This window comes from Methylobacterium sp. WSM2598 (genome assembly GCF_000379105.1).
Classification (GTDB): domain Bacteria; phylum Pseudomonadota; class Alphaproteobacteria; order Rhizobiales; family Beijerinckiaceae; genus Methylobacterium.
In genome coordinates this window covers 3178552-3205254 of the sequence record NZ_KB900609.1, presented here as the reverse complement: position 1 = coordinate 3205254, position 26703 = coordinate 3178552, and the positions used below count along the sequence as shown (strand labels likewise).

Genomic DNA, 26703 nt, shown 5'->3' with positions numbered 1-26703 from the left:
TGGTGAGTGTCGCTTTACTTCCACAAATTGCAGCGACTCTCATCTTTAGTAAACGCTGCTTGTTCGCCTGGGATAACCTCAATTACCTTGTAGTAATCCCACGGATATTTCGACTCGCTCGGAGACTTGACTTGCATGAGATACATGTCGTGTATCATTCGCCCGTCTGCCCGAATGTGGCCACCCGTCGCGAAGAAATCATTGATCGGCATCTCACGCATCTTAGCGACCACCGCATCTGAATCGCTGCTCCCAGCAGCCTTAACAGCTGAAAAATAGTGCCACGCTGCGGAGTAGTCGGCGGCCTGAACAAGAGTCGGCATCTTGGAAGTACGCGCTAAAAATCTTTTGGCCCATGCACGTGTTTTGTCGTTAAGATCCCAATACCAACCGTCCGTCATGTACATGCCCTTTGCGGCATTAAGCCCAAGAGCATGGACATCACTGAGATACATATTCATGGCTACGACTTTCATTTGATCGACGAGGCCAAATTCATCGACGGCCTTGATGGAGTTGATCGTGTCGGTTCCGGCATTCGCCAGTGCTAAGACGTCAGGTCTTGCGGCTTGAGCCTGAAGCAGGTACGACGAGTAATCAGCCGTGCCGAGCGGATGGCGGACAGAGCCGAGGGTCTTTCCACCCTGAGCCTGAACAACATCACGCGTATCCTTCTCGATTGCCGTGCCAAATGCGAAGTCGGCTGTAACGAAATACCAGGATTTTCCGCCTTGCTTGAGGACGGCGGAACCTGTCCCTTTCGAGAGGGCAATTGTGTCGTAGGCGTATTGTACGGTGTACGGCGTGCAGTCCTCATTCGATAGGCGCGACGTGGTTGCACCAATCGGCATGAAAATGCGTTTCTTGTCACGTGAAATCGCGTTGACGGCAAGTGCAACAGACGAGTTCGGGCCTGCTAGCACCATAGTGACACCATCTCGGTCGAACCACTCGCGCGCCTTCGCAGCGCCGATATCCGGCTTGTTCTGGTGATCGGCTGAGAAAAAGGTGATCTTCTGCCCGAGGACCTCCCCGCCAAAATCCTCGATGGCCATCTTCACGGCCTCGGCTCCGCCCGGGCCGTCAGCGTCTGCGAACACGCCGGACATGTCGGTCAGCAGGCCGATCTTAACCGGTGCTTCGCCCGCTCCAGCGCTGGAACATGTGAGACATGCGAGAGCGAAGGTAGCGGCGAAGCGTTGCATTGAGATTTTCTCCCCGGGGTTGGTTGCTTGTCACTCATCCGCATCTGATATGTCAATCGAGGATCAGATGCCACCCTATAACGTGTCAGCGGTGGCTGGCGGTTCGTGACCGCGCTTGGGAGTACGAGTGGTGATTGCGAAGGCTAACGGGCAGGCTTTGGGTGAGGAGAGTTGCCGCGGTGGGACAGCGTCGCCTCACGACAGCGCCGTCGAACCCGCTGCTGCACCCTCACTGCGCGATCAGGCCTACGAGGTGCTTGAAGAGCTCATCACGCTGCGCGTCCTCCCCGCAGGCTCGCTTCTTTCCGAAACATCGCTGAGCAAAAAGCTCGGCTTCGGTCGTACTCCCATACGTGAGGCGCTTCTCCGATTGTCGCTGGAGGGCTTAGTGGTAGTGCTTCCCCGCCGCGGCATCATCGTCGCGGAGATCGACACGCGGACGCAGCTGAAAATCCTGGAAATCAGGGCGGAGCTCGAACGGCTGGTCGTACGTCACGCGGCTCGGCTTGCCGCGCCGGCACAGCGAACGCGAATGCGCGCTCTTGCGGATGAGATTACCGCGACGGCCCATGACGGCGACGGCCGTGCCTTCATGCAGGTGCTTCGAGAGTGTCACGCGATCACAGCTGAGGCGGCAGATAACGAGATTCTCGCTGACATGATTCGTCGGGTGCACGGCCTATCGAGACGGTTCTGGTTCGCTCACTACGAAAAGTACGGCAGTCTCGAGAAGGCTGCTGAGCTGCATGCCGCGCGCTTGATTGCGATGGCCAGAGGCGAGCCAGAGCAGGCGGCGAGCTCATCAGACCATCTCGTGGAGTACCTCGAGAAATTTACTCGATCAACCTTGGGCATCGCGGTTTGAGGAGCAGTTTGATGCCTAACGAATTTCTAGATTTGTCTACTGAGCTTCATCTCTACATCGACCGCCCGCCACGAGTACATACGTCGGCCCTGGATCAGGACCTCCATCTCGTCCAGATCCCACCTGCTGGGCGATCGGAGTCGGAGGCGGCGGAGATTGCGGGCGAACACGAGCCCGAACTTGATCACCCAGCGCCGGACGCTCTCGTAGGTGGTCTCGATGCCGCGCTCGGCCAGGAGCTCCTCCACGTAGCGGTAGCTGAGGGTGAAGCGCAGGTACAGCCAGACAGCGTGGCGGATGATCTCGGGTGGGAACTGGTGGCGAGCGTACGAGATGGGCTGCATGCCCCCTGCCCTACCCCGACCCGAGCCGGCCTGCCACCGCTTCGCGTGACAACGCCACGGTGAGGGTAGAAGCGTCGGGGCGAGTGCGCGGCGGTGGAGCAAAGCTTGAGCAACTACCAATTCGTTGCACTTCTCCTCACCTCAATCGGGCCCGTTCTGGCCCTGGCGCGCATGACGAAGGTGCCAGACTCCATAGTCCTGTTCGGCCTAGGTGTTTTATCGGCCATCCTCCCCGGCCTGCCCGCGACCTCAGTTGATCCGCAATTCGTGCTCAATCTCCTTCTGCCTCCCATCATCTACGCCTCCTCCGTTCGGGTTTCTTGGCACCTCTTACGCTTTACATTCTGGCCAGGTGTTTTGGTTGGTGCGTTTCTTGTCGGGGCGACCACCACCGCAGTTGCTGCCGGAGCCCGCTTCGTCCTGCTACCCGGCCTCTCCTGGACCGGCGCCCTCCTGCTCGGCACTGTCGCGGCGATCTTCGACACCCGCCTGTTCCACGAGGCAAAGGGTCGCCCGGAAGTGCCGCGCGCTATCGCCGATACGCTCAAGGCGCGCGAGCTAACCGGCCGGTTGCTGATCCTCGCGACGTTCACCCTCCTGATCGAGATGGCCCAGGCTGGCGGTTCCACCTCGCCCTGGAACATCGCCGAGCACTATCTCTGGGACCTCCCGGCCGGTGTCGCGCTGGGCTGCACCATTGGCTACGGCATTGCTTGTGCACGCCAGCGAGTTGACCCAGCTCCGGTCGAGATCGCGATCTCCGTCGCGACGCCCTACGGAGCAGCCCTCACTGCCCACGCGCTCGGTCTGTCCGTGGTAGGTGCTATCACGGCTGCGGCCCTCGTCGTCTCGGCGGTGCGCATCGACCGGCGCACGGGCGCCCCGATCTCCTCATCCGAGGCTCGGGTGAGCTCCACGGCCTTTTGGGAGCAGGCGAGCCTCATGATCTCAAGCGCCTTGTTCTTCCTAGCCGGGCGTGCCCTGCCCCAGGCCCTCGAAGGTGTCGAAACCTGGGGCCTCTTGCGTCTCGCCGCAGCAACCGCGGGCGTTCTAGTCCTCGTGCTCACCGTGCAGTTCGTGGCATCGTACCTGGCCGGACACCTACCTCCGATCGCACGCGCCCTTGTGGCCGGAGGCGGCCGATCGGTGCCGTCTGGACGCGATTGCGCCCGAGCCGCCACGGTCATGACATGGTCGTCGACGCGCTCCGTGATTGGCCTCGTGATCGCGCTGTCGATCCCGGCAGCCCTGCCCGACGGCCACCCCTTCCCGGAGCGCAACGTCATCCTCGCGCTCGCGGCCGTGACCATCGTCGCGTCCGTTCTGCTGCAGGGGCTAACGCTCCGCGCCGTGGTCAAGCGGACGGCGCTCGCCGATGAGCAGCAGAGCGAGCAGGAGCGGCATCTGGCCCATCGCGCCATCGGCGAGGCCTTGGCCAACCCGGGTCCGCACCAGGTTAATGGGTTCGACGCAGCTCGTTCGGCTCTGGTGCGCCTGCGTGAGGAGGATCGCATCGGCGACGAAGTGCTGGTCGCGATGCTGCGTGAGACCGACTTGATGGCCCGTGCTGAGGAGGGAGATGCCCTGCCCGGAGCTGGTCCTCCTAATCCCTAAAATGCGAAAGGAGAGGCTGCGCCCAACTCACAGACGAACGGCCATGTCACGACGCATCAGAATTCTTGAATTGCGAGAAATCAGGCTTGAGGGCTGGACCCATATGCCGGCTTGGTGCTGAGATTCGATCCGCGAGACCCCGGAAGGTCCGGTGTTGGGTATTGAGCCGCCGTTCCGGCCGCCCTAATCGAAGGTCCGGAACTGGCGCATCTCGGCCGTTCAGCTGTCAACGGCTATGTCACTCCGAAGTGGTCGCAGCAGGTGCCGCGCTCCTCGGAGTCCCTCTGCTCAGTTGGGAAGTGCCCCCCATGATGGCGTTATCCACCGAGCCGCACCGCCTCGTGTAAAGCTCTTCCCCGCAAGCTGGACGCGAGTGCAACGTCGGCAGGCGCTTGTCACCCCGCGGCACACGGGCGGTTCACGGTTACCCGTACAGCTACCCGGCTTACCAAATGAGCCCTCGTGCAGGGCTAAAATCCCGCGTAAACCCTTTAGATTGTTGGTGAGCGCGCTGGGACTCGAACCCAGGACCTACAGATTAAAAGAAACTTCCTTCAAGCAAAACCTGCTTCGATTTCAATGGGGGCTGTGTCCAAACCGGCCACCCGATGCAGGCATCAACGAAGGCGTTGATGGAGGCGTTTGGACACAGGCCGGAGAAGGTTTGCGAACCGTCTGGGGATGCCTCAGCCTCGAACCATGCGCCCCGCTGATTCGCCCTCCCCCGCCGTCCTCGAACGGTCCCGCGGCCTCGCCAGCCTCTCGCGCTACAAGCATATCCGAGTGGTGGTCGCAGGCTCTCCTGCCTGAACTCGGCCGCTTTGGCCTCGCTGTGCCGTCCCGCCCACGATCCGGAGGATGCTATCGGGCGCCCGTGTTGCTGCAGAGTTAAATCTGCCATTCGAGGAGGTTGAAAATCTTCTGTTCGGCTTGGCTGGAGACACGGCGCCGCCAGACCGGTCTGGTAGCCGTGTGGAGCTACGAGCCGTAAAGTGATTAATTCGTAGTTACGTTGAGCTATGCCCGACACCCCCACCATCGGCGACCTCTACAAGCTCAAGCACGTCACCGACGATCAGCTCGACGCGGCCGTCCGAGACTGCCTGGACGACCCCTCGCCCGGCATGCGGTTTATCGCGGGGGGCGTGGCGCTCAACCTCGCCGCGGTGGTCCTGGCGAACCCATACGCGCGCGAGGTGCTGGCCCGGGCCGGCACGCCCGAGGCGCAGAAGCGGATGGCCGTTCGGACGGCCATCCTGCTGGCGAGGCCGGCCTGAGATTGGCTGACCGGCCTACCTCGCCTGCCAGTGGGTTCTCCCATGTCGCTCGGCCATCGACGGGCGGCCGGGCGTGCCAGGAGCTCCGGCCCGGCCGCCACATGGTCTCGACGGATCAGCCCGCCATGGGACCTCGCGGGCATGGCGGCTTGCGCGGACCGGCCCAGGGCAAGTACGGGGGGGGGGCGAAGGCCTCCCCCGGTCCGACTGAATGGCGACTGTAGCGCGGCGTGCCGGCGCGACATTGATCTAGAGCAGCTTGGGGCGGCGCTCGGTCCGCCTGCAGGTGCCGGACCATCACCCGTAGCGCTGGTTGCTGAAGTCGCGCAGCCCGTAGGTCCCGACGAGCCCGCGTACCTCCGCGGCGGTCAAGGCATGCCGCACCCGGGTAGTGGGTCAGTTTGAAATTTCGGCCGGGCGTTCGTAGCCCATCGAGCGAGCGGGGCGAGAACCGCAGCCGTGCGGCAACTGAGCTATGCGGGAGATTGGGTGACGCGCTGGGCGTGAGGGCGGCGTATCGAGGCGGGTGTCGAGCCTGCCAGAGCCTCTCAGTGAGAGCGATACGCCATGGACAGCCCTACCAACATCGTGCGGCTTCGTCAGCCGGATGAGATCGACGATTCCCTGACCGAGGTGCTGCGCGCCGGCGCCCGCCGCCTGCTTGCGCAGGCCGTCGAGCTCGAGGCCGAGGCCTTCCTCACCGCCATGCAGGACCTGCGGCTGCCGGACGGACGCGCCCGCCTCGTGCGCCACGGGCACGGTCCGGAACGCGAGATCCAGACCGGCATCGGCCCAGTGCCGGTCGCGCGGGTGCGCATCCGGGATCGCGGCGCGAGCAGCCCCGCGGAGCAGATCCGGTTCTCCTCGACGATCCTGCCGAAGTGGGCGCGGCGCACCCGCAGCCTGGATGCCCTGCTGCCGGTCCTGTACCTGCGCGGGATCTCCACCGGCGACTTCCAGGAAGCGCTCGCCGCCCTCCTGGGCAAGGACGCCCCGAACCTGTCGCCGGCCGTCATCTCTCGGCTGACGGCGAGCTGGGCGGACGAGTACGCTCGCTGGCAGGCCCGCGATCTCTCCGCCCGTCACTCCGTCTACGTCTGGGCCGACGGCGTCTACCTGCAGGCCCGGATGGAGGATCAGGCCGAGTGCATGCTGGTTCTGATCGGCGCCACGCCGGAGGGCAAGAAGGAACTGGTCGGCTTCCAGGTCGGGGTGCGCGAGAGCGCCCAGAGCTGGCGGGAGTTGCTGGTGGACGTGAAGCGGCGCGGGCTCTCGATCGAGCCGAAGATCGCGGTCGGCGACGGGGCGCTGGGCTTCTGGAAGGCGCTCGACGAGGTGTTCCCGGGCACGCGCCATCAGCGCTGCTGGCAGCACAAGACCGCCAACGTCCTCAACAAAGTGCCGAAGTCGCTCCAGCTGGCGATGAAGGCGGACCTGCGCGAGATCTCCGGAGCGTCCACCCGAGCGGCGGCCGAGGTGGCGATGGATGTCTTCGTTGAGAAGTACGGGACCAAGTACGCCCGCGCGAGCGAGTGCCTGACGAAGGACCGCGACACCCTGCTGGCGTTCTACGACATGCCCGCCGAGCACTGGGATCATCTTCGGACCACGGATGAGATGGAAAAGACCCGCTGCGCCTTCCATGGTAGTTTTCTCGTTGCGCGGACGACCTCGTGGCGAAGCGCGGAGCCTCGGCTGCAAGCTCCGCCGGGCCGCCGTCATTCGAGCCTTGCCGGTTTGAGGCGTCCGTGCACCGCCTTCGGTGGACGCGGCGTCCAGTGTGCCACGACCCGCTCGTAAGCCGTCTCGGCCCGCCGGGCGATCTCCATCTCCTGTTCGCGCAACGCCTTGACGTTGTAGGCGTAGGCCGGACCGCGCTGGTTGCCCTTCTTTTGCGGTTGCCCCGCCTGCAGTTCGAGCCCGCGGACCTTGGTGGCCACGAGGGCGGGGCGGGCCCAGAGATAGTCGGCCTCCTTGGTCAGCAGGTGCCAGCAGAGCACGGCGAGCTTGCGCGCCGTGGCCACCGCCGCGATCTGGTGACCACGCCGGGCGCGCACCCGCACGAAGAACGCGTGCAGCGGCCCCGGCGCTTTGGCGGCGGCCCAAGCGGCCTCGACCAGCATCGCCCGGGCCTGGCTGCGACCCGCCTTGCTGATGCGCCCGTGCTGGGCGAGCCCGAGGCCGGACTGACGCACGCGCGGATTGAGCCCGAAGTAGCTCACCAGCTTCTGCGGGCTGGAGAAGCGGCGCACGTCGCCGATCGCAGCGGCGAGCCCGGCGGCCACCGTCACGTTGATGCCGGTGACGGTGAGCAGGCGGCGCACCACGGGACTGCCGACCGTCGCCTCGCCGATCGCCCGGTCGAGGACGGCAAGGTCCTCGCCCAACGTGTCGAGCTCGCGCAGGTGCCGCCGTACTGCCGCGTGCTCGTCGTCGGGCAAGGCCTGCCGTTCCAGCCAAGCCCGGCCGACCCGACTGAACAGATCGGCGTGCGGGCATGGCGGCACGAGGTGGGCGTGCAGGATCGCGTGGGTCTCGTTCTTGAGGCGCGTGCGATGGCGGACGACCTGATTGCGTCGCGCCACGAGCCGGCGCAGCCGCTCGGTCGCCGCGTCCGGCGTCCAGACCTCCGGCAGGTAGCCCGCCGCATAGAGGTTGGCGAGCACGCCCGCATCGATCTTATCGGCCTTCACGTGCGCATGAGCGATCGCCTTCACCTGCAGCGGGTTGGCGATCACGACGCGTGCCACGTGCGGCCTCAGCAGGTGCGAGACGGCCATCGCGTTGCCGGTCGCCTCGATCACCACCTCATCGCTGGCCTGCAGGGTGCGGGCAAAGCCCTCCAGTCCGCTGCGGGTCATGTCGACCCGGCCGGCATGCCTGAGCCGGCCGTCCTCCCACACCACCACCTCGGCGAAGGTGCGGTGGAGGTCCATTCCGATCACGCGTCGCATGCGCGCTCCTCCTGGTCAGGTTGCGAGGGGGAGCGGCGGGCGACACGACACCTACGGATCCGCGCTCACGGCGCAACCGGGCGAGTCGCAGAGGCGGCCAGCTACTAACGCGAGCTCGCAGCTCGTCGAATACATCGGCCTGCCCGCACCTTCGTGCTCCCGGTGCCTCTGTCCCGGATGGTCGCACCATACGCCAAGCCCACCAGGAGCTCAGCCGAACCGCGGCACCGCCATCGTCATACCGGTTACGAACCCGATCGAGAGCGTGTTCGCCACGGTCCGACACCGCACCGTGCGGACCAAGGGCGCGCTCTCGCCCACGACCGCCAAGCTGATGGTGTTCAAGCTGGTGATGGCGGCCGCCAAGACCTGGCGGCGGCTGAAGGGCGAGAACCAGTTGCCGAAGGTGGTGGCGGGTGTCACTTTCCGGGACGGGACCGAGGTCGTCGCGAGCCCAGATCACCGCGCCGCCTGACCGCCTCCGTCACCCAAATTCCTGCATAGCTCGAGCCGATGTCGGCGGGTTACGCATGACAAGCGCTTTCGCATCCGGCGTCAAACTTATGCGCAAGGTCTAGTCCGAGTCATTGTCGGCCCGCGGCCTGCGCCGGCGCTTCGGCTTCTCGATAGAAGGGGCGAGCGCTAGTTTTTCCATCCGCACCCGATCGGCAGCAGCAAGCCATCGGTCACGCATCTCTGGCGTCATTATCTCCCACGCCAAGATAGCCGCGATAACATGATCCGGCGTGCCGCTCTCCCAATGTCCGCGCAACTGCCGCGAGACCGTGATCTCTGCAAAGCCGAGCAGTCGAGAAAGGGTGCGCTGGCTCAGCCCCGCCGCCCTTGCCCGCCTCTGCCACGGATGATGCTCCATGGGTTCGGCGCGTACCTCACTGCTATACGTCACGTCTAGCCCTCCGTCGCTCAGCTCAGCGCCTGCGATCTCCGCTGTTGACCCCTTATGCGTAGCGTATAAATATACGAGGCGAACAATTTGAGCAACGTGGCCGCGAGGACCATCGCGCACCGCGACTCGTCGGGGGAACATGCCCGCTACTTTCCGCCCCTTCCGGACGCCCCACGGCGCGTCCGTGCACCTCGCCCCGCACGCCGGCGCCCGCTCCTGGTGCGGCGTGGTCTGCATGGACCCGGTCGAGGGTGAGATCGCGCCCGTGCAATGGTGCGTGCGCTGCACCGCGGCGCTCACCGGCGTGCCCGAGCGCCTGCGCGCCGCGCGGCCGGGCGGCAAGCCCTCTGCCGCAGCGAGACCCCTCGTGTTCCCGAACGCGCGCCGCCCCGGCCACGGCCCGCGCTGAGGCCCAGCGGTGAGCGCGGGGCCTCCTGACTCTGACGAAACCGAGCCGCTGCGCGTCGCGCTACAGACTTTCCCGGCGCAAGAGGACCACAGGCGGCTCAGACAACTTGCGCTCGACGAAGACACGTCGCTGCAGCGCCTCGGCCTGGAAGCCTCGAAGATGAACCTGCTGCGGCGTGCGCAGGGCCGGTTCGTGGAAGGCCGTGAAGCCGCCGTCTCGGCGTTGCGCCGGGCCGCGGTGGTCGCCTCGGACGAGACCGACGTCCGCATCGAGGGCGGTAACGCCTACCATTGGGTCTTCCGCTCGGACGAGGCGGTGGTGTATCACGCTGCCCCGACCCGAGCCGCCGCGGTGGTGCACGCGACGATGGACGGGCACCGGCCCGCGGTGTGGCTGTCGGACCGCTCCACCGCCCAGCAGGGCCACGGCGAGCGTCACCAAACCTGCCTGGCGGCTCTGGCGCGCGAGGTCACTTATGCGGTCGAGGTGAGCGAGGATCAGGTGCCGCTGCGCCTGCAGCTGTGGCTGGGGTCGGTGTTCAGCCTGGCCGAGCGCGTCACCGGCCTGGCCGCCTCGACGCTCGCGGCCAAGCGCCGGGCGCTGGAGCGGCGGCTGTCCGCCATCCTGTCCGCCTCGAGCCGTTGCGATCTGACCCGCGCTCTGCAGGCTAAGATCAGCCGAGCCCGCGATCAGCTTCTGGTCTTCCTCGGCCATCCCGGCCGCGTGGCGGTCACCAACAACGGGTGTGAGCGCGCCCTGCGCCCGGCAGTGGTGCAGCGAAAGGTGACGAACGGCTGTCGGGCCATGTGGGCGGCCGCGGGTGAGGCGGATGGTGCGCACGGTCGTCGACACGGCCCGCCTCTCGGGCGCCGACACCTTCGCCACCATCCTCAAGACCATCGGCGCCTGATCGCCCCTCGCGCCGACCCTCTCATCGCAGGCAAGCTCAGCCGGCTCCGAAGCCGGGCCCGCCCCCCTAAGTAATTACCCAGGCCGCCCATCCGGAAGAAGTTTTTTGTCGACAAGCTGGTTATAAAGAAAGAAATTTACCGTTGACAGACATCCATATTACGTCAATTCTCTGTGTCGCCGGAGGGCGCGTGGATGCGATCGTCGCGATCAGTCGAGCATTCTTAATTTTTTCGATCGTAGAGCACCTGTGTCGCAGGCTTTATTGAAGGACGAGCACATGAGGACGATCAGCTCCAAGGTCATCGCGACCGCCGAAGTGATTTAGCTTCGCCCGCTCCTCAGCACGTGCTGTGAACTGGCACGAGATCCCTGGGCTTCGTTCCCGCCGCGCTTCTCCCGAGCCTGATCATCATCGCCACGAGCTTCGACGGCCGCAGGAGAACTTGTGCCATGCGCCTACCTCGCCTCGTTGCCTTTTCCGGCAGCCCCCGCCGCCCATCTAAGACCCGGAGCCTCGTCGAGACAGTGGCAATCGAGGTAGCGAACAGCAGACAGGTGCGCCTCGACATCTACGATCTCGTCGATGCCGATCCTGGCCTTGGTGCGGCGCTGCAGGGCCGGGATGCGACCCTGCCGGCGGCTCGCATCATCGATGCCACCGAGCGGGCCGCTGCGCTGATTGTCGGCACACCGGTGTACAAGGGCGCCTACACCGGGCTGTTCAAGCATATCTTCGATCTGGTTGATCCCCGTGCCCTGGTCGGCAAGCCGGTGCTGCTCACCGCCGCCGGAGGCGGCCCGCTCCATGCCCTGGTGGTGAAACACGCCCTGCGGCCGCTCTTCGGTTTCTTCGAGGCCCTGACCTGCTCCCACCACAGTCTACGCCAGTGATGCCGGCTTCACCGATGGACAGCTAACCGGCGCCGGCGTCTTGGCGGGTGCAGGCGCCGCTGCACAACAGCTCGCGGGTCTACCCGACGACCTGCAACGCTCTGACGCGCCACCCGAAACCGAGATGGCTGACCGTCACGTCGTTGGAAGGCGAGCCGCAAACCGCTGGGCCAACTCTTTTGACGACATTTTTCGCGTAACCCGTTCTGAGACAGGGATGAAACAACATGAGCACGCCTTCCGACCCGATTAAGTTCGCCTACTGGGTTCCCAATGTCTCCGGGGGCCTTGTCATCAGCAACATCGAGCAGCGTACAAGCTGGGATATCGATTATAACCGCAAGCTTGCACAGATCGCTGAGGCGAGCGGGTTTGAGTATGCTTTGACCCAGATCCGCTTCACCGCAGGCTACGGCGCTGACAACCAACACGAGTCCGTCGCGTTCAGCCACGCGCTCCTGGCAGCAACGACATCGCTGAAGGTCATCGCAGCAATCCTGCCCGGTCCTTGGACCCCAGTCCTCGCGGCCAAGCAGATTGCTACCATCAACCATCTCAGCAGTGGCCGGATCGCCGTCAACATCGTCAGCGGCTGGTTCCGTGGCGAGTTCCAGGCGATCGGGGAGCCCTGGCTTGATCATGATGAGCGCTACCGCCGCTCGGAGGAGTTCATTCGCTCTCTTCGCGGTATCTGGACTGAACGCAGCTTGACCTTCGCAGGCGACTTCTATCGCTTCCGTGACTACTCCATGAAGCCCAAGCCTATCGATCCACAGCCCGAGATCTTCCAGGGCGGATCGTCACGCGCTGCTCGGGATATGGCGGCCCGGGTCGCGGATTGGTACTTCACGAACGGGAACACGCCTGAGGAGATCCGCAAGCAGGTCGACGACATCCACGCTAAGGCGTCCGCGAACAATCACTCCGTTAAGATCGGCGTGAATGCATTTGCCATCGCCCGAGAGACGGAAGATGAAGCTAAGGCTGTCCTCGACGAGATCATCGCCAAAGCCAACCCAGAAGCCGTGCAGGGCTTCGCCGATCAGGCGAAGAATGCCGGCAAGGCCTCACCGGAAGGAGAGGGCAACTGGGCCAAGTCCTCTTTTGCAGATCTTGTTCAGTACAACGATGGCTTCCGCTCGAATCTTATTGGAACGCCGGAGCAGATCGCCGAGCGCATCATCGCGCTGAGGAACGCTGGCGCTGATCTCATCCTGCTGGGCTTCCTGCACTTCCACGAGGAAGTCGAATACTTCGGCAAATATGTGATCCCGCTGGTTCGCAAGCTCGAGGCTGAGAACCTGTCCGATAAGAGGTTTCTAAGAATACGTGCAAGGCCCGCCGCGCTCTTGGGCTCATAGGGCGCACGCCCAGCCGGGGCCCTTCATCAGACGGACAAGCGACTTATCGGACGGGCTCTGAGCAAACAGGAGCTGATCGAACTACGAATAATTTGAACCATTCGAGTATTTGGAAAGGGGGAGCCGGGCCTTGCGGCCCGGCTCTGGCGGAGCACTACGGCAGCGCGGTTAGGCGATCGCGGACTGGATCCAGCGCGACAGGTCGCCCTTCGGCGCCGCCCCGACCTTCTGGCTGGCGAGCTTGCCGTCCTTGAAGATCATCAGGGTCGGGATCGAGCGGATGCCGTACTCCGAGGCGATGCCGGGATTCTCGTCCACGTTCACCTTGGCGATCGTCACCCGGCCCTGCATCTCGCCCGCGATCTCCTCGAGCGCCGGCCCGATCGCCCGGCAGGGACCGCACCACTCGGCCCAGAAATCGACGACGACGGGCTCGGACGCTTCGAGGACATCCTGCCTGAAGCTCGCGTCGGTCACCTTCACGGTTGCCATCGCAAAACCCTCGTTTCTCCGGGACGCGGTAGACCCGGCTTCACCCCCGCGTGAGCGCCGCTTAGCAAGCTGCGAGAGTCCGATCAAGCTGGATAAGTAACGTAATCGAGAATATATGAAATCCAATATCCCAAGATATATTCTATGTACTATCTTGAATTCGGTATTACTCACGCCCCTTGCGCGACGTGGGTTTCCCTGATTCCCTTGAGGGATTGGCCGCAGGTAATTACCCACGCCCGCGGCAGCGGGCTCAGAGCCCGTCCGATAAGTCGCTTGTCCGCCTGATGAAGGGCCCCGGCTGGGCGTGCGCCCTATGAGCCCAAGAGCGCGGCGGGCCTTGCAGGTATTCTTAGAAACCTCTTATCGGACAGGTTCTGAGCGCCAATCCGAGCTGATCGCAGCCGAGTAATCAGGGCGGCCCCTCAGCCATCTTCCACAGAGCATTGGACATGACAATGCCGGGTGTTTCGCTCGAAGTGGCCGCTGCTGAGAAGCTGCGCCCACCCTTCGAAGGGAAGTGGATCTCTTGACCGCAGCCCTCTCGCAGTCCCGCAAGGCTTGCCGTGATGGCACAGAGCGGCGGGATCCCTCCGCTCTCGAACATCGGCGTGTCGTTCGGCGGTGTTGCGGCTCTCGCGGAAGTCACGCTGTCCGTGCGTCGCGGTGAGATCTGCTCGGTGGTTGGCCCCAAACGGGGCCGGGAAGTCATCCCTGAAGAACGTGGTGAGCGGCTTGTACAAGCCCGATCCAGGGACCGTTCGGCTTAATGGGCGAAGCTTTGGCGGGATCCGGTCGGATCGTCTCGGCCATTTGGGTGTCGCCCAAACGTTCCAGAACCTTGCGTTTTTTGGCGGGCTTTCCGTTCGGGACAACGTCAGCTCGGGCCTGACCGAGGCTGTGTTAAACCGCCCTGAACTGCTAAGGTTGTCCCGATCTGAGGAGATCAGGATGACCCGGTCCGCCTCGTCGAAGTGTTCATCCACGAACTCGACCTGACAGCTCCCGGCTTTGCCAGAGCCGTGCCCGAGGCGACCGCCCGTCCGGCCTACGATCCGGCGAGGTTGCTCAAGATCGACCTCTACGGCTACCTCAACCGCATCCCGTCAAGCCGCCGCCTGGAACGGGAGACCAAGAGCGGGTCCCGAGCCGCCAGCGACGGATCTGCGGGTGGCGCGTTGACGGGTGAAGGAGCTTTCCGATGCCCATACCCCTGTCTGTGGACCTGCGCGAGCGTGTGGTTGCTGCCGTGGCGGCAGGGGCCTCCTGCCATCGCGCTGCGGCTCGCTTCGGGGTCAGCGTGTCAAGCGCCAGCCGCTGGTCGGAGCGCTTCCGCCAGGAGGGGCAACTCGCCCCCAAGCCGATGGGCGGCGATCACACGTCGCAGCGGATCGAGCCCCATGCCGAACTGATCCTGGCGACCTCCCAGCAGGAGCCGCGCCTCGTCCTGCGCGAGTTGCGCGACCGACTGGCTGAGCAGGGCGTGCAGACCAGCACGAGTGGTCTGTCGCGCTTCTTCCAGCGGCACCGGATCACCTGGAAAAGGGGGCGACCTACGCATCTGAGCAGGAGCGTGCGGACGTAAGGGCCGCTCGCGAGGCTTGGTTCGAGGCACAGCTGGAGCTCGATCCGGACCGGCTCGTGTTCCTGGACGAGACGGCCACGGCTACCAACATGGCGCGGCGCTACGGCTGGGCTCCCCGTGGCGAGCGCTGCCGGCTCGCAGCCCCGCAGGGACATGACAAGACTACCACCGTCACGGCGGCCCTGCGCACGAGCGGGCTGTGCGCCATCGCGCTGTTGGACGGCCCCACGAACGGCACCCGCTTCCGCAGCTACGTCGCCGAGACCCTGACGCCGGTGCTGCATCTCGGTGACATCCTCGTCATGGACAACCTGCCCGCCCACAAGGTCGCCGGGGTGCGTGGGGCGATCGAGGCCGCGGGAGCGCGGCTGCTCTCCCTCCCGTCCTACAGTCCCGATTTCAACCCGATCGAGCAGGTCTTCGCAAAGCTCAAGGCGCTGTTGCGCAGTGCGGCCGCCCGCACGATCTCGGATCTCTGGGCAGCAATCCGGCAGGCCTTCACCCACTTCACACCGCAGGAATGCTGCAACTATCTCGACGCAGCCGGGTACGAGACCGACTTGGCTGGCGCTACATGACCGGGAACTGCTCTAGCTCGATCAGATCCTGTTTGCTCAGGCGCTCAAGTTCGCTGCGGCCCATCCTAGCAGGGAATCAGCGAAATTCACGCGGCGCAAGGGCGTTTATAATAGCAACTATAGGATCGCCTATATCGTCTTATGTGTTACTTTTCAATCTGCGGGGTAGCGAGATATAATATGGTACATTGTACAGTCAACAATATAAACATACATATATACTTCTAGAGCCTTTGCATGCTTCGCGAATTTGTGCGATTTCTAACTCGGTGGAGAGGGTCGCTCCGCTCCCGCCCCAATGACGGAAACAGCAGCATGACCGTTCAACCGAAGCATCCTGTCGGAAGCGGTGAGCCGGTACCCCCGGTCGAGCGCCCAGAGGGTAAGGCCTACATCATCAAGGATGATGCCGAGGCGATCGCCATTGCACACGATCTTGCGGCGCAGTTCCGGCCGGGAGCATCCGAACGGGATCGGGAGCGGATCTGGCCGAAGGACGAGCTGGATGCCTTCTCCCAAAGTGGCCTCTGGTCGATCAATGTGCCCAAGGCCTATGGCGGACCGGAAGTGTCTTACGTAACGCTCTCGCGCGTTATTGCCATCATCTCGGAGGCCGATCCTTCGCTAGGCCAGCTCCCGCAGAATCATTTAGGTGTTGTGGCAGCAATCCGCACCGTCTCAGACGAGGAGCAGAAACGGCAACTCTTCGCAGAGGTGCTCGCTGGCACCCGTTTTGGCAATGCATTCTCTGAGTTCGGCTCCAGGCGGGCGGTCGACTTTGAAACCAAATTCACCGATGCCGGGGATCATGTCGTCGTCAATGGCCGCAAGTTCTACGCGACCGGCGCGCTGCTGGCGCATCGGGTTCCGATCGTGGCTCTCGATGACCAGGGGCGTGCCTGGTACGCAATTGCCGATCGTGGGGCGCCAGGTCTGACCGTCATTGATGACTGGTCGAGCTTCGGTCAGCGCACGACGCTGTCGGGCACCGTGATCCTCGACAATGTGAAGGTGCCGAAAACGCACCTCGTTCCGGGCTACAAGGGCTATGACCGGCCGACCGCGGATAGTGCGATCTTCCAGATCATGCAAGCAGCAATCGATCTCGGTATCGCGCGGGCGGCCATCGCCGATACAATCGATTTCGTGAAGACCAAGTCTCGTGCCTGGGTCGATAGCGGGATTGATCGTGCCTCCCAGGATCCTTACACGATCCAAGCAGTTGGTGAGCTTTCAGTACGTGCCAGTGCAGCCGAGGCCCTTTTGGACCTGGCCGGGCACGCGGTGGACCGCGCCGTCGCCGAGCCAAATGAGCGGACGGCTGCAGAGGCGCAGGTTGCCGTTATGAGAGCGAAAATCCTCACCACCGAGATCGCCATCCAGGCGCCAAACAAGCTTTTCGAACTCGCCGGCACCCGCTCGACCCTCGCCGAGCACAACCTCGACAGGCATTGGCGGAACGCTCGCACTCACACACTGCATGATCCTGTCCGCTGGAAATACGCGATCGTCGGCAATTACTACCTCAATGGCGTCAATCCGCCGTTGCATGCCTGGAGCTGATCGAAATGCCTTGCTTCGTGCAACTCATTTCGCCTGTCAGGGCTCTGCCGAGCAGGCCCGCTCCGCCGCAGGGCAGTGCGAGGAACGCCTGTTGCGCCTTCTTGGTATCAGTGGGAGCCCGAGCCAGGGCTCCCGTACCGGCCGCCTGATCCGAGAGGTACGGGATTGGGCAGAGCGGGAACCCGATGTTGAAACGGACCTTCTGGAGGTTGCTGCAATGGGCCGGACCAGTGCGCTGCTTTATGGACTGTTTGCGTATGTGCTATTTCTGATCGCGTTTGTGTATGCAATCGGCTTTGTCGAAAACGCCGTTGTGTCCAAAACGATCGACAGCGGCGAGGCGGGCTCGCTCGGACCATCGCTTCTGATTAATATGCTGCTGCTGAGCCTGTTTGCGGTCCAGCACAGCCTCATGGCGCGCCCGTTCTTCAAGCGCTGGTGGCTCAAGGTGATCCCAGCCCCCGTTGAGCGAAGCACCTATGTTTTGTGCGCCAGTTCCGCTCTGCTGCTGCTGTTCTGGCAGTGGCGGCCGCTCCCCACGGTGATCTTTAGTGTTCAGACCTCGCCTTTTGATGCGGCCCTGATCGGGCTGTCCCTGTTCGGCTGGGGCTTGGCCCTGGTCAGCACGTTCCTGATTAGCCATTTCGAGCTGTTTGGACTGCGTCAGGTTTACATGAACTTTATCGGCCGGGACGCTCAGGATAATACGTTCAAAACCGCCGGCCTATACAACGTTGTCCGGCATCCGATCTACCTGGGCTTCATCATCGCGTTCTGGGCAACGCCCCAGGTGACCGCGGGCCGGCTGCTGTTTGCCCTGGTGACCACGGCCTATATTATGGTCGGTATCGCCCTTGAGGAGAAAGATCTGATCGCCGAACACGGCAATCGGTACAGGCAGTACAAACGCCAGGTCGCGATGCTGTTTCCCTTTCGTGTGAGGTGAACGATTAACCGTCAGGGAAATCCGAGATCGTCTCTCGACCCAAAAGCCTGGGTATGGGCTGCGGCCCCAAGCGCAAGGAGCGTACCGTCCCGTTGTTTGCCGATCCCGAATGGCAGGAGGTCATTCTCGACATCGATCCGGGAGAGCATGGGGAAGTGTGGGGGAGAATACCGGGGCTGGGCGTAAGCTGGCGGGTGGTCATGGTCGGGCGATCTCCAGGGTGAGGCTTCGAACGCCGTCACCCTAGATGATGTAACGGGAGCGCTGAACACCTGACCGCTTGAGGTCGGGTGGTCGTCCCTCAGAATGATGGTGGTCGAAGTCAACGGCGTCAGATTTGGGCCTGCGCCAAGCATCATCGAGGAACGACCATGAAGCAGTATGCCGGGATCAACGTATCTCTGGAAGCCTCTTACGTCTGTGTCGTCGATGCTGAGGGGAAGATTGTTCGCGAGGCGAAAGTGCTGAGTGAGCCCGACGCCCTGATCAGCTGGTTCGCCGAGCATCAGGTGGCAATGGAGCGGATCGGATTGGAAGCCGGGCCGCTGTCGCAGTGGCTCTACGCGTCCATGACTAAGGCCGGCTTGGCAGTGGAGCTGCTGGAGACCCGCCACGTGCGCGCAGCCTTCAAGACCATGCCGGTGAAGACCGACAAGAAGGACGCCCGCGGCATCGCTCAGCTGATGCGGCTGGGTTGGTTCCGCCCGGTGCATTGCAAGTCTGTCCCGGCGCAGGAGGTCCGTGCGGTGTTGACGGCGCGCAAGCTGTTGCAGGGCAAGCTGCACGACATGGAGATGAGCCTGCGCGGGATCCTGCGGGGCTTCGGGCTGAAGGTCGGCGCCACCACGCCGAAGACCTATCCGGCCCGGATACGGACGCTGGTCGACGGCCATCCCGCTCTGGAGGTGATCGCTAGCGCGCTGCTGAAGGCGCGAGAGGTGCTCGTTGAAGAGCTGCGCGGCATTGAGCGTCGGGTGCGGGCCATGGCGCGCCAGGACGAGAGGGCGCATCGCTTGATGACCACACCCGGCGTGGGCGTCGTGGTGGCGCTGACCTTCGTGGCGGCGGTGGACGAGCCGGAGCGGTTCCGCTCATCACGAGCGGTCGGACCCCACTTTGGCCTGACGCCTAAGAAGTACCAATCCGGCGAGATGGACTACACTGGGCGGATCTCGAAGATCGGCGACGCTGGGGTGCGCACCGCCCTCTATGAGGCCGCCGATGTCATCCTGACGCGGCCGGTGAAGGGATCTGACCTGAAGACCTGGGCCTTGAGCGTCGCCAAGCGCGCGGGTCCGCGCAAGGCCAAGGTCGCCCTCGCACGCAAGCTCGCAGTCGTGCTGCACCGGATGCTGCGCGACCAGACCACTTTCGTCACTTACAAAGCCGCGCCTCTGGCCGCCGCTTAGACCAGGAGGAGACGAGACACTCTTCGGGCGGGCTCATCACCATCAGCTCCCCGAGGCCGAGTCCCTTCGCCGGGACGATGGATCCGGTCAGGCCGTTCAGTGCACAGCAGCGCCGACGAGGTGACTGCGCGACCCTAGATAGGCCAACCGATCCTCAGCAGGCATCATCAAGCAGCAGCCCCGCGCTGACTGCGGACAGAAGCAAGCCTCCGGCGAAGAGATGACGCCCAGAAGGGATTGACACCAAGGCCCGTTACAGAAGTGCACTAACGCCAACGAAACGTACAAAGATCGGCGGAATTTAGCTCGCAATTGCAATTAGTTGGCGAGCAAGCATGTGGTGCGTTGTCGGCGTCTGTGCACTAGCGACCTGCTGATCGGCCATGACCGCCCAGGGCGGCGCGCTGCCCTCCGCAGGGCTCCGCGCGCCGCCCCAGAACCGTCGAGCCATCGTCCCGGTCGGCTACGGCATCCAGGACGTCGACAGCACGCCGGTCAACGAGGAGGCCGCGGTCAAAGCGGAAGCCTCTTGGGCCGAGCGCACCGAGCCGCGCCTCGACTGCTGGCATCCCTTCGACTGGGCCTGCGAGCAGAACACGGTCGAGCACCGCCTGACCAAGCCGCGCTTTCCATCGAGTAACGGTCAAGTTGAGCTCATGAACCGCACCATCATCTGCGCCATTCCCTGCAACTGTTCGTGGATATCGACAACTATGGCCGTCGGCTGAAGACGCTGCGCGGCCTCACGCCCTACGGATGCCGCATGCCTCAATTCCGAAATTCACTTCCTCAGCTCACCGGCCGCCCATTCTTGACCGAGGGCGGGGTTGCAACCACACTGAAATTCCGAGAAAAGATCGATCTTCCCGACTGTGCTCGCTTCCTCTTGCTCAATAGCACAGAAGGTCGATGTGCGCTCACGCGTTGCGTCGAGCCCTACCTGGAGTTGGCCAGGAAGAATCGGACGGGCCTGATCTTAGACACGCCGACCTGGCGTGCCAATCCCGACTGGGGTGCTAAGCTCGGCTATAACGCTGACGCTTTGGCCGAGGTGAACCGGGCTGCCGTCGGCTTTGTCGACGCACTCCGGCGTCAGCACGCACAGCCCGACCTGCCGTTCGTGCTCAACGGCGTCATCGGTCCACGAGGGGACGGGTACACGGCCGAGGCTACCATGTCGGCCGATGATGCCGCTGCCTATCACCGCCCGCAGATCGAGGTCTTCCAGAACAGCGAAGCCGATATGGTGAGTGCCGACACCCTCACCTTCGTCGATGAGGCCATTGGCATTGCGATCGCGGCCAGGGACGCGAAGATGCCGGTGGCGATCTCCTTCACGCTGGAGACGGACGGGCGTCTGCCTTCAGGCCAAACCCTCGGCTCGGCGATCGAGGAGACGGATGCCGCTACGGGCGCCTACCCGGCCTACTACATGATCGGCTGCACGCATCCGCTGCACATCGAACCCGCTCTGACCCGGGATGCCAGCTGGCTCGCGCGCATTCGCGGAGTACGGGCGAATGCCTCCACGAAAAGCCACGCCGAACTTGATGGAGCGTCCGATCTCGACAGCGGCGACCCGCAGGATCTCGGCTACCGCTACGCGACCCTGCGTAGCCGATTGCCCAACCTGAATGTGCTTGGTGGTTGCTGCGGGACGGACCACCGGCACATTGAGGCGATCTGCGAAGCCTGCCTGTGACCAGGTCAGCCTGGACGCGCTCTCCTGCCGATGTGAGGTCGCCGACTACATCCTGGCGCGCGGGGCCGACTACCTGCTGACACTCGAAGCCAACCAGGGCAAGATCTACGACGAGGTCCGGGCCTGGTTCGCCGCGCACGCCTTCGCCTACGGGGCCGACCTGCGGCTCCACCCGCGGCCAGCCCGCCTACGCACCCTGGCGCCTGGCCCTCGTCACCCTCCTGCAGTTCCGCGAAGGCCTGAGCGACCTCCAGGCCGCTGAGGCGGTGCGAGCCTGGATTGACTGGAAATACCTGCTGGCCCTCGACCTCGCCGATCCCGGCTTCGATCCCAGCGTCCTGTGCGAGTTCCGCGGCCGGCTGCTGCAGCACGAGGCCACTGGACGGCTGCTGGCCCGCATCCTCGAGGCCGCGAGCGACCACGGCGGGCTCAAGGCGCGCGGGCGCCAACGCACCGATAGCACCCACGTGCTCGCGGCGGTGCGCGATCTCAACCGCGTCGAGTTGCTGGCCGAGACGCTGCGGGCGGCCCTCGATGCCGTCGCGACCCTCGCCCCCGACTGGCTGCGCCGTGTCGCCCCGCCCGAGTGGCACGAGCGCTACGATCGCCGGATCGAGGATGCGCGCCTGCCGCCGAGCGGCCCCAAGCGCGAGGCCTACGCGCTCCAGGTCGGGGCGGACGGCTACCAACTGCTCAATGCGCTGGAGGGCGCGGGCACCCCACCACTCGCCACCACCTTGCCCGCCGTCGCCGTGCTGCGCCGGGTGTGGGCGCGGCACTTCGCGCGCGAACGGGACGGCAGCCCGCCCGCCAGCGCCATTCGGCTACGGCCCGCCCGGCCCCGACCAGCTCCACGAGCCTCGGCGCTGGTTCTGCCGCGAGCACCGAGCCGAGGGAATCGCTGCCTGGAAGTCGATGGGCGGCCGATCCGCCGCCGCGCGAGCGTGGAGGAGCTGTGAGATGACGACGATCCGCACCTGCGCCGGCATGGACGAGGACTTCCCGCCGGAGCGCCAGTGGATCGCCCGGCTGGGGAAGGAGATCCCGGCGGTGGCCGGCAGGGCGTTCGCGCCGTCCGCCATCGTCGTGTTCGCCGCCGACCCGGAGGAGCTGCTCGCCAAGGCGCGGGCGGCCGTTGCTGAGGAGGCGATGCTGGCCCGCCGGCAGGCTGCCCGCGAGGCGGCGAAATTCCCTCCCAGGCTTCCGCCCGGGCAACTGCCAAGCTAAAGCCAGCCCCGTCTGACCCCGCGCTACCCAAGGAGATTCGCGTGAACCTTACCGTACCCTGCTCGGACTGCGACGGCACAGGCGACACGACCGGCATCTTGCTCACCAGCATGCCGCCTCAGCCCAAGCCGAGCGCGCCGTGCTCCGGCACCGCGCAGGCGACGGCCGCGACCGGCGACGACCGCGAGGCCGCCCCTGTCCCTCCGGCGAGCCATTGGGACAAGCCACCGCCGATCACCCCCGAGCTGATCGAGGAGCTGCGCCACCGCGCCCGCACCTTCATCCGCCAGAAGTACCCGCTGACCTACGAGCGAGGCCTGATCGAGCTGATATCCACGCCCGAGTGGAAGGCGGCCTGGATCCTGGCCGAGATCCTCAAGGCCGACGCCGCCCCGCGTGCCGACTGAGCGGGACGTGACGATGACCGACGCGGAACGCGACGCGCGCGATCAGGCGCTGGCGGAGATCTTGACCTTTGAGATGCTGGCGGCCGGCGTCGAGGAATTCAAGCGCGCGCAGGTCGCGATCGCGGACGCGGACAAGACCGGCAATGTCGCAATCGGCTGCATCTGCGCCCGCGTGTACCTCGCGATGCGCGCGGCCGAGCCGAACGGGCCGGAGGCGTCGCTGCCGGCCCATGGTCTAACGCCGGGCTGCCAGTAGGCCGCCAATCCAGCGTTTGACGGATCGGCACAGGTTCCTCGGCCGCCCCGAGATTACGGACGGCAAGCCGGACGATCTGATTGGTGGCCGAGTAAAACAGACAAGAGGAAGTGATGAGCGAAGCATTTTGGAAGATCGTTGACGGTCATGGGCTCGATTGCATCCCGAGCGACGAGCACGAGGCACTGTTGACGATCTGCACCCGCCTCGTGCGCGCCGAGGCCGAGCGCGCCGCAGATCACCGCCGCGTCACGAGTGCCCTGGAACTCTCGAATGCGTGGCGCGAGCGGGCCGAAGCTGCGGAGGCCGAGCGCAACAGGCTGCGGGGGGCGCTGGAGAACAGCAACGCCCTCCTGGCGGCCATGCTGCACGAGAAGCCCGACGATGCGGAGATCTCGGCGCAGATCACCGAGAACCGGACGGCGATCCTTGGCCGCGCCGCCGTGGATCCGCCTTCGCGGCGGCGCGGGTTCGCGGTGAAAGACTCGTACTTTACGGACGACTGATCGCAGCGGCCCGGACAGTGGGACGGAGGATGAGATGTGGCTCGCGCAAGCCTTCTACGCCGATGAGCACGGCAAGAAGTGGCAGGTGATCGACGCCGCTTTGACCCCTGATCAGGTTGACGGTGCGATCCGCCGGCACAAGCAGGAGGGCGGCTGCCATCTCGTGGAGCTGTGGCAGCACGCCGGTTGCTTCCACGCAATCGGGTGAGGCGGAGGCGGTTCCGCCCAGGAGAAAGGCCCCGGCTTGCGCCAGGGCCGATCCCGTCTCCGCTGCGAGCGCAGCCGCCGTTTCAATCCGCGCCCCGGAGGGCGATCCCCGCGCTGGCGGGGGAGAACGAGCCGCATCATGGCACTGCCGGCAAGGATCGCAAGGGAGAAGAAGATGCCACACTGCCTGTACGACACCGCCTGGGTCGTGGACGACGACCAGCGCGAGCTGTCCCTGAGTCACCTCCGGGCGCAGCCCTGAAACGCCCGAAAAGCCCCCTGCCGGTCAGGGCAGGGGGCCAGGGGCCTCGAAGGCCAGATGTCGCACGGGGCGCCCCCTTACGGGGCGCCCCTTTCCCGTTCGCCAGGATGCCCTTGGACGGCCCAGATTTGGCCCAGGGCGGCCGCGGATGAGCCGGAGAAGGGCCTGTGGGCGCCCCTTAAGGGGCGCCCCAGCCGCCGGACGGCTGGCCCCCGCCATTGCGGCCCTGCATCTCCCGAAATCGACGCTCGAGCTTGCGATCCTCGTAGTCGGCCCGGATCAGGGCCAGCAGCGCTTCGACGGCTTCCGCCTGGGTCTTGGTGCTCTCGGCAATCGCGACCAGCGCCTCGACCAGCGCCTTGACGGGCGCCGCGGCCAGCAGCTCGGCCGGGTCGATCGGGTGGGGGGGACGTCCGCCTCCTTGCCCCCGCGCCGGTAAGCGGAGAGCCAGATGGCGATCACGACGACGAACATCACGGCGCTGGCGATCCCCTGGAGCCAGGGCGGCAGCGCCGCGATGGCAGTCTGGACTTCAGGCGGCATCGAGTGCGCGTCTCCGCTCGGCATAGCCAACGTCGAGTCCGGAACTCCAGACGTTCCACAGCTCCATGAGCAGGATCAGCCTGTAGATCCCGCAGGCGGCGCCGGGGACCGGGGAACTCCACGCCGAGAGCGTGACCTGAAGCCAGAGACCGCAGGCGAGGAACGCTGTCAGCGCGCGGATGTGGGGCGAGAACCGGAACCCTCGGTAGGTCCCGTTCACCGTCAGGGCTGCGATCCGCAGGCCGGCGACCGCCAGCATGAGAGCCCCCCAGGTTCCCTCGGGGGCGAGGCGGGCGAGGAGCGCCCAAGCCGGCTGGCCCGGGAAGATGTCGGGCGGCGTCCCGAACGTCCAGCCGAGCTGAAGCAGCAGGGCCGCGGCGAACCACTCCGTCGCCCGGAGCCGGAAATGCCCCCAGATCCCGACCAGGAACCGGAGCAGCGCCGCCCGGCGCCGTTCCGCGCGCGCCCAGCGGGCGAGCGACGGGTCGAGCTGGGACAGCGCCCGGATCACCGCCCGCTCCGTCTCGCGACGGGACGGGCGCGCGGCGATCCCGCCGGGGAGCGGAGCTGCCGGGGGGATCTGCCAGGGCATCTCGATCATGCCGCCGAGAGCTGCCGCTTCACGGCGTCGAGCACCGCCGCCTCGCTGGCCGAGGCGTCGAAGGGCAGGGCGCGGAACAGGAGAGGCACGAGGGCGTCGGGCCCGCCCGCCGCCCTGATGATCGCCGCGGGCGCGTGGGCCTGGAGGTAGCGGACGCCGGATGCGATGACCTGGGAGCCGAGGTCGACCGTCAGGGGCTTGCTTGGGGCGGCGCCCGCGACGGCGTTGGTCCCGTAGGCGATCCCGTTCCGAACCATCGTCTCGATCCGCGCCTGGGTGAAGATCAGGCCCAGGACCGGCGCGTACTGCGCGATGGCCTTGGCCAGGACGCCGGTCAGGATCGGGACCAGGAAGGCGGTCGCGATGTCGCTGCCGGCCTTGATCCAGCTGGACACGTCGAAGCTGACGGTCGTGTCGGCCGCCAGGGCCGGGGCGGTGAGGGCGAGCGCGAACAGCGCCGCGAGCAGGGGCAGGCGGGTCATGGGAGGAGACCTCTTAGGAGGGGAGTTCGCGCCGCGGGGCCCAGTGGCGCGCGGGGTGGGAGGAGCGGCCCTATGGCCGCCGCCGGTGGTCAGTCATGCCAGGGCAGCTCGGGCGCCCGGTCGGCGCAGCAGAGGACGCCGGCCAGACAGGCGAGGCAGGTGATGCAGGCCCAGATCATCGCGGGGTCGGCGGGCCGCTAGCCCGCCAGCTCCTTGCCGCACGCGGGGCAGAGGTTCGGCGTGACCCGGGCGTCGGTCGCGCCCGGCTTCGGCGCCGCACGGGCGGCGACCAGCGCAGCCTCGACCGCATCGGCGGAGACGCGCGCCTTGTTCAGCCCGTCGCCCGCGTAGTAGCTCTGCCCGCGGCTGACGGCCCGCTTGAAGCCGGTCGTCGGGGCGAGGACCGGGAAGCTCGCCCACTCCTGGGCGAGCGCCAGCCCGAAGGCGACGTCGGTCAGCTTGCCGGCCGCCCACTTCTCGTAGCCTCGCCGCTTCAGCAAGTGGAACCCCAGCTGATCCTGAAGATCAGGCGAGAACTGTTCCTTGCCGGAGAGGTCAAGTTCCTTGACGAGCCCCTGAAGGGTCGCCTTCATGAACTGGTATCTGCCGGCTGCACTAGAGCCGAAGCGGTTCGTCCAGGCCGTTCCGCTCGCGATGACGTCCGCGATCGTCATCTGAACCAGCGGCGTCGGGAGTTTGCGCTGGTTATTGCCGTAGATGGTGCCGTACCCCTCCGGCGCCTCCTTCGAGGCGATGAAGTCGAGCAGGCGCGCCGCGGGGGCGGGGATGGACTGGTCCATGGACAGCCTCGGGATCAGGGGGGCCGGGAGGGCGGGGGAGGCCCGGCCGAGAGCGCCGGGCCGATCGAAAGGGGGCGCCCGCCAGCAGCACCGCGAGCGCCAGGGCGGGCGCGGTCATCACCGGGCGCCCTTGCCGCGCTGGACGGTCACGAAGCGGACGGTCAGGCCCCTCAGGGCCTTGGGGTCCGCGCTCGCCAGCAGCGTCTCCCCCTCGCCCAGGCAGACGGCCGGGCTCGCGGCCCCGCAGGGACGGGAGAGCTGGTCAAGGGCGACCTCGGGGGTGTAGGCATCGATCGGCGTCCCGGCCGCGCAGACCAGGGCGACCAGAAGAAGGGCTGACGGCATGGGGACCTCCGGGCAGCGGGCAGCAAAAAGCCGCCCGGAGGCGGCTGTGAGGG

Annotated in this window: 24 protein-coding genes and 8 pseudogenes; 23 read left to right on the top strand and 9 right to left on the bottom strand. The window is 65.4% G+C overall.

Annotation, left to right across the window (positions count from 1 at the left end; genetic code table 11):
* Nucleotides 1–14: 14 nt before the first annotated feature.
* Nucleotides 15–1205, bottom strand: a complete 1191-nt coding sequence (locus tag MET2598_RS39195) for an ABC transporter substrate-binding protein (protein ID WP_084673846.1) — start codon at nucleotides 1203–1205, stop codon at nucleotides 15–17.
* A gap of 127 nt (nucleotides 1206–1332) precedes the next feature.
* Between MET2598_RS39195 and MET2598_RS38140 the strand changes: the two genes are divergently transcribed.
* Nucleotides 1333–2070: a GntR family transcriptional regulator gene (locus tag MET2598_RS38140; RefSeq protein ID WP_168169175.1), complete on the top strand. Its 738-nt coding sequence runs from the start codon at nucleotides 1333–1335 to the stop codon at nucleotides 2068–2070.
* Nucleotides 2071–2120: 50 nt separating this feature from the next.
* Here the strand turns inward: MET2598_RS38140 and MET2598_RS36525 are convergent.
* A pseudogene (locus MET2598_RS36525) lies at nucleotides 2121–2414 on the bottom strand (IS6 family transposase); the annotation flags it as partial.
* A gap of 105 nt (nucleotides 2415–2519) precedes the next feature.
* Between MET2598_RS36525 and MET2598_RS0115155 the strand changes: the two are divergent.
* The 3 genes and pseudogenes from MET2598_RS0115155 to MET2598_RS0115145 all read left to right on the top strand — a co-directional run.
* Nucleotides 2520–4028, top strand: coding sequence for a cation:proton antiporter domain-containing protein (locus tag MET2598_RS0115155; protein ID WP_236728722.1), 1509 nt, complete (start codon nucleotides 2520–2522; stop codon nucleotides 4026–4028).
* A 1019-nt stretch (nucleotides 4029–5047) separates the two neighbouring features.
* The gene (locus tag MET2598_RS0115150) at nucleotides 5048–5305 is read left to right on the top strand and encodes a hypothetical protein (RefSeq protein ID WP_018261401.1); all 258 of its coding nucleotides are present in this window, start codon (nucleotides 5048–5050) and stop codon (nucleotides 5303–5305) included.
* A 567-nt stretch (nucleotides 5306–5872) separates the two neighbouring features.
* Nucleotides 5873–6928, top strand: a pseudogene (locus MET2598_RS0115145) (IS256 family transposase); the annotation flags it as partial.
* 95 nt (nucleotides 6929–7023) lie between these two features.
* Here MET2598_RS0115145 and MET2598_RS0115140 read toward each other — a convergent pair.
* A complete protein-coding gene (locus tag MET2598_RS0115140; protein WP_018261399.1) occupies nucleotides 7024–8241 on the bottom strand; it encodes an IS110 family transposase in 1218 nt (405 codons plus the stop codon).
* 265 nt (nucleotides 8242–8506) lie between these two features.
* Here MET2598_RS0115140 and MET2598_RS0115135 point away from each other — a divergent pair.
* Nucleotides 8507–8734 (top strand): annotated as a pseudogene (locus MET2598_RS0115135) (IS256 family transposase); the annotation flags it as partial.
* A 99-nt stretch (nucleotides 8735–8833) separates the two neighbouring features.
* Here MET2598_RS0115135 and MET2598_RS41095 read toward each other — a convergent pair.
* The gene (locus tag MET2598_RS41095; RefSeq protein ID WP_157182160.1) at nucleotides 8834–9166 is read right to left on the bottom strand and encodes a hypothetical protein; all 333 of its coding nucleotides are present in this window, start codon (nucleotides 9164–9166) and stop codon (nucleotides 8834–8836) included.
* 139 nt (nucleotides 9167–9305) lie between these two features.
* Here MET2598_RS41095 and MET2598_RS38135 point away from each other — a divergent pair, with 139 nt between their 5' ends.
* The 4 genes and pseudogenes from MET2598_RS38135 to sfnG all read left to right on the top strand — a co-directional run bounded on the left by MET2598_RS38135 (nucleotide 9306) and on the right by sfnG (nucleotide 12739).
* Entirely contained in the window at nucleotides 9306–9575 is a 270-nt protein-coding gene (locus MET2598_RS38135; protein ID WP_157182159.1) for a hypothetical protein, read from the top strand.
* A gap of 159 nt (nucleotides 9576–9734) precedes the next feature.
* Nucleotides 9735–10485 (top strand): annotated as a pseudogene (locus MET2598_RS39190) (IS66 family transposase); the annotation flags it as partial.
* Between the two features lie 452 nt (nucleotides 10486–10937).
* Nucleotides 10938–11631: pseudogene (locus MET2598_RS36515) on the top strand (NAD(P)H-dependent oxidoreductase).
* Entirely contained in the window at nucleotides 11606–12739 is a 1134-nt protein-coding gene (sfnG, locus tag MET2598_RS0115115; RefSeq protein WP_018261396.1) for a dimethylsulfone monooxygenase SfnG, read from the top strand. Before MET2598_RS36515 ends, sfnG begins: the two are co-directional and overlap by 26 nt.
* 168 nt (nucleotides 12740–12907) lie before the next feature.
* On the opposite strand, the gene trxA is transcribed toward sfnG, so the two are convergent.
* Nucleotides 12908–13231 (bottom strand): thioredoxin, encoded by a 324-nt coding sequence (gene trxA, locus MET2598_RS0115110; protein ID WP_018261395.1) that lies wholly within the window; start codon nucleotides 13229–13231, stop codon nucleotides 12908–12910.
* 624 nt (nucleotides 13232–13855) lie between these two features.
* On the opposite strand from trxA, the gene MET2598_RS42790 reads away from it, so the two are divergent.
* From MET2598_RS42790 to MET2598_RS42160, 14 genes and pseudogenes are all read left to right on the top strand, one after another.
* Nucleotides 13856–14230, top strand: a complete 375-nt coding sequence (locus MET2598_RS42790; protein ID WP_084673845.1) for an ATP-binding cassette domain-containing protein — start codon at nucleotides 13856–13858, stop codon at nucleotides 14228–14230.
* A pseudogene (locus tag MET2598_RS39180) lies at nucleotides 14182–14367 on the top strand (transposase); the annotation flags it as partial. The gene MET2598_RS42790 and the pseudogene MET2598_RS39180, both read left to right, overlap by 49 nt.
* Nucleotides 14368–14432: 65 nt before the next feature.
* Nucleotides 14433–15394 (top strand): IS630 family transposase gene (locus tag MET2598_RS39175; protein WP_085984597.1). Its coding sequence is split into 2 segments (ribosomal slippage): nucleotides 14433–14772 and nucleotides 14772–15394, totalling 963 coding nucleotides; the frame shifts between segments, so codons are not numbered across the junction.
* Nucleotides 15395–15709: 315 nt separating this feature from the next.
* Complete coding sequence (locus tag MET2598_RS0115095) at nucleotides 15710–16957, top strand: SfnB family sulfur acquisition oxidoreductase (RefSeq protein ID WP_018261392.1); 1248 nt, start codon at nucleotides 15710–15712, stop codon at nucleotides 16955–16957.
* Nucleotides 16958–16967: 10 nt separating this feature from the next.
* Nucleotides 16968–17903, top strand: a complete 936-nt coding sequence (gene mddA, locus MET2598_RS0115090) for a methanethiol S-methyltransferase (protein ID WP_236728720.1) — start codon at nucleotides 16968–16970, stop codon at nucleotides 17901–17903.
* 371 nt (nucleotides 17904–18274) lie between these two features.
* The gene (locus MET2598_RS0115085) at nucleotides 18275–19312 is read left to right on the top strand and encodes an IS110 family transposase (protein WP_018261390.1); all 1038 of its coding nucleotides are present in this window, start codon (nucleotides 18275–18277) and stop codon (nucleotides 19310–19312) included.
* Nucleotides 19313–19878: 566 nt separating this feature from the next.
* Nucleotides 19879–20066, top strand: a pseudogene (locus tag MET2598_RS0115080) (IS481 family transposase); the annotation flags it as partial.
* Between the two features lie 9 nt (nucleotides 20067–20075).
* The gene (locus MET2598_RS0115075; protein ID WP_026190732.1) at nucleotides 20076–21014 is read left to right on the top strand and encodes a homocysteine S-methyltransferase family protein; all 939 of its coding nucleotides are present in this window, start codon (nucleotides 20076–20078) and stop codon (nucleotides 21012–21014) included.
* 173 nt (nucleotides 21015–21187) lie between these two features.
* A pseudogene (locus tag MET2598_RS36510) lies at nucleotides 21188–21859 on the top strand (transposase); the annotation flags it as partial.
* 115 nt (nucleotides 21860–21974) lie between these two features.
* Nucleotides 21975–22241 (top strand): hypothetical protein, encoded by a 267-nt coding sequence (locus MET2598_RS40470; RefSeq protein ID WP_018261387.1) that lies wholly within the window; start codon nucleotides 21975–21977, stop codon nucleotides 22239–22241.
* Between the two features lie 41 nt (nucleotides 22242–22282).
* Complete coding sequence (locus MET2598_RS0115060) at nucleotides 22283–22648, top strand: hypothetical protein (protein ID WP_018261386.1); 366 nt, start codon at nucleotides 22283–22285, stop codon at nucleotides 22646–22648.
* 13 nt (nucleotides 22649–22661) lie between these two features.
* Entirely contained in the window at nucleotides 22662–22904 is a 243-nt protein-coding gene (locus MET2598_RS0115055) for a hypothetical protein (protein ID WP_012333858.1), read from the top strand.
* 113 nt (nucleotides 22905–23017) lie between these two features.
* The gene (locus MET2598_RS0115050; protein WP_026190731.1) at nucleotides 23018–23410 is read left to right on the top strand and encodes a hypothetical protein; all 393 of its coding nucleotides are present in this window, start codon (nucleotides 23018–23020) and stop codon (nucleotides 23408–23410) included.
* 34 nt (nucleotides 23411–23444) lie between these two features.
* Nucleotides 23445–23618, top strand: coding sequence for a hypothetical protein (locus MET2598_RS42160; protein ID WP_018261383.1), 174 nt, complete (start codon nucleotides 23445–23447; stop codon nucleotides 23616–23618).
* Between the two features lie 793 nt (nucleotides 23619–24411).
* Here MET2598_RS42160 and MET2598_RS0115030 read toward each other — a convergent pair.
* The 4 genes from MET2598_RS0115030 to MET2598_RS0115010 form a co-directional block, all read right to left on the bottom strand.
* Nucleotides 24412–25023 carry a hypothetical protein gene (locus tag MET2598_RS0115030; protein WP_018261380.1) on the bottom strand — a complete coding sequence of 204 codons (612 nt, stop codon included), beginning with the start codon at nucleotides 25021–25023 and terminating at the stop codon, nucleotides 24412–24414.
* Nucleotides 25020–25505 carry a hypothetical protein gene (locus MET2598_RS0115025; RefSeq protein WP_018261379.1) on the bottom strand — a complete coding sequence of 162 codons (486 nt, stop codon included), beginning with the start codon at nucleotides 25503–25505 and terminating at the stop codon, nucleotides 25020–25022. Before MET2598_RS0115025 ends, MET2598_RS0115030 begins: the two co-directional genes overlap by 4 nt.
* 197 nt (nucleotides 25506–25702) lie before the next feature.
* The gene (locus tag MET2598_RS0115015) at nucleotides 25703–26305 is read right to left on the bottom strand and encodes a hypothetical protein (protein ID WP_018261377.1); all 603 of its coding nucleotides are present in this window, start codon (nucleotides 26303–26305) and stop codon (nucleotides 25703–25705) included.
* Between the two features lie 117 nt (nucleotides 26306–26422).
* Entirely contained in the window at nucleotides 26423–26650 is a 228-nt protein-coding gene (locus tag MET2598_RS0115010; RefSeq protein ID WP_018261376.1) for a hypothetical protein, read from the bottom strand.
* Nucleotides 26651–26703 lie beyond the last annotated feature (53 nt).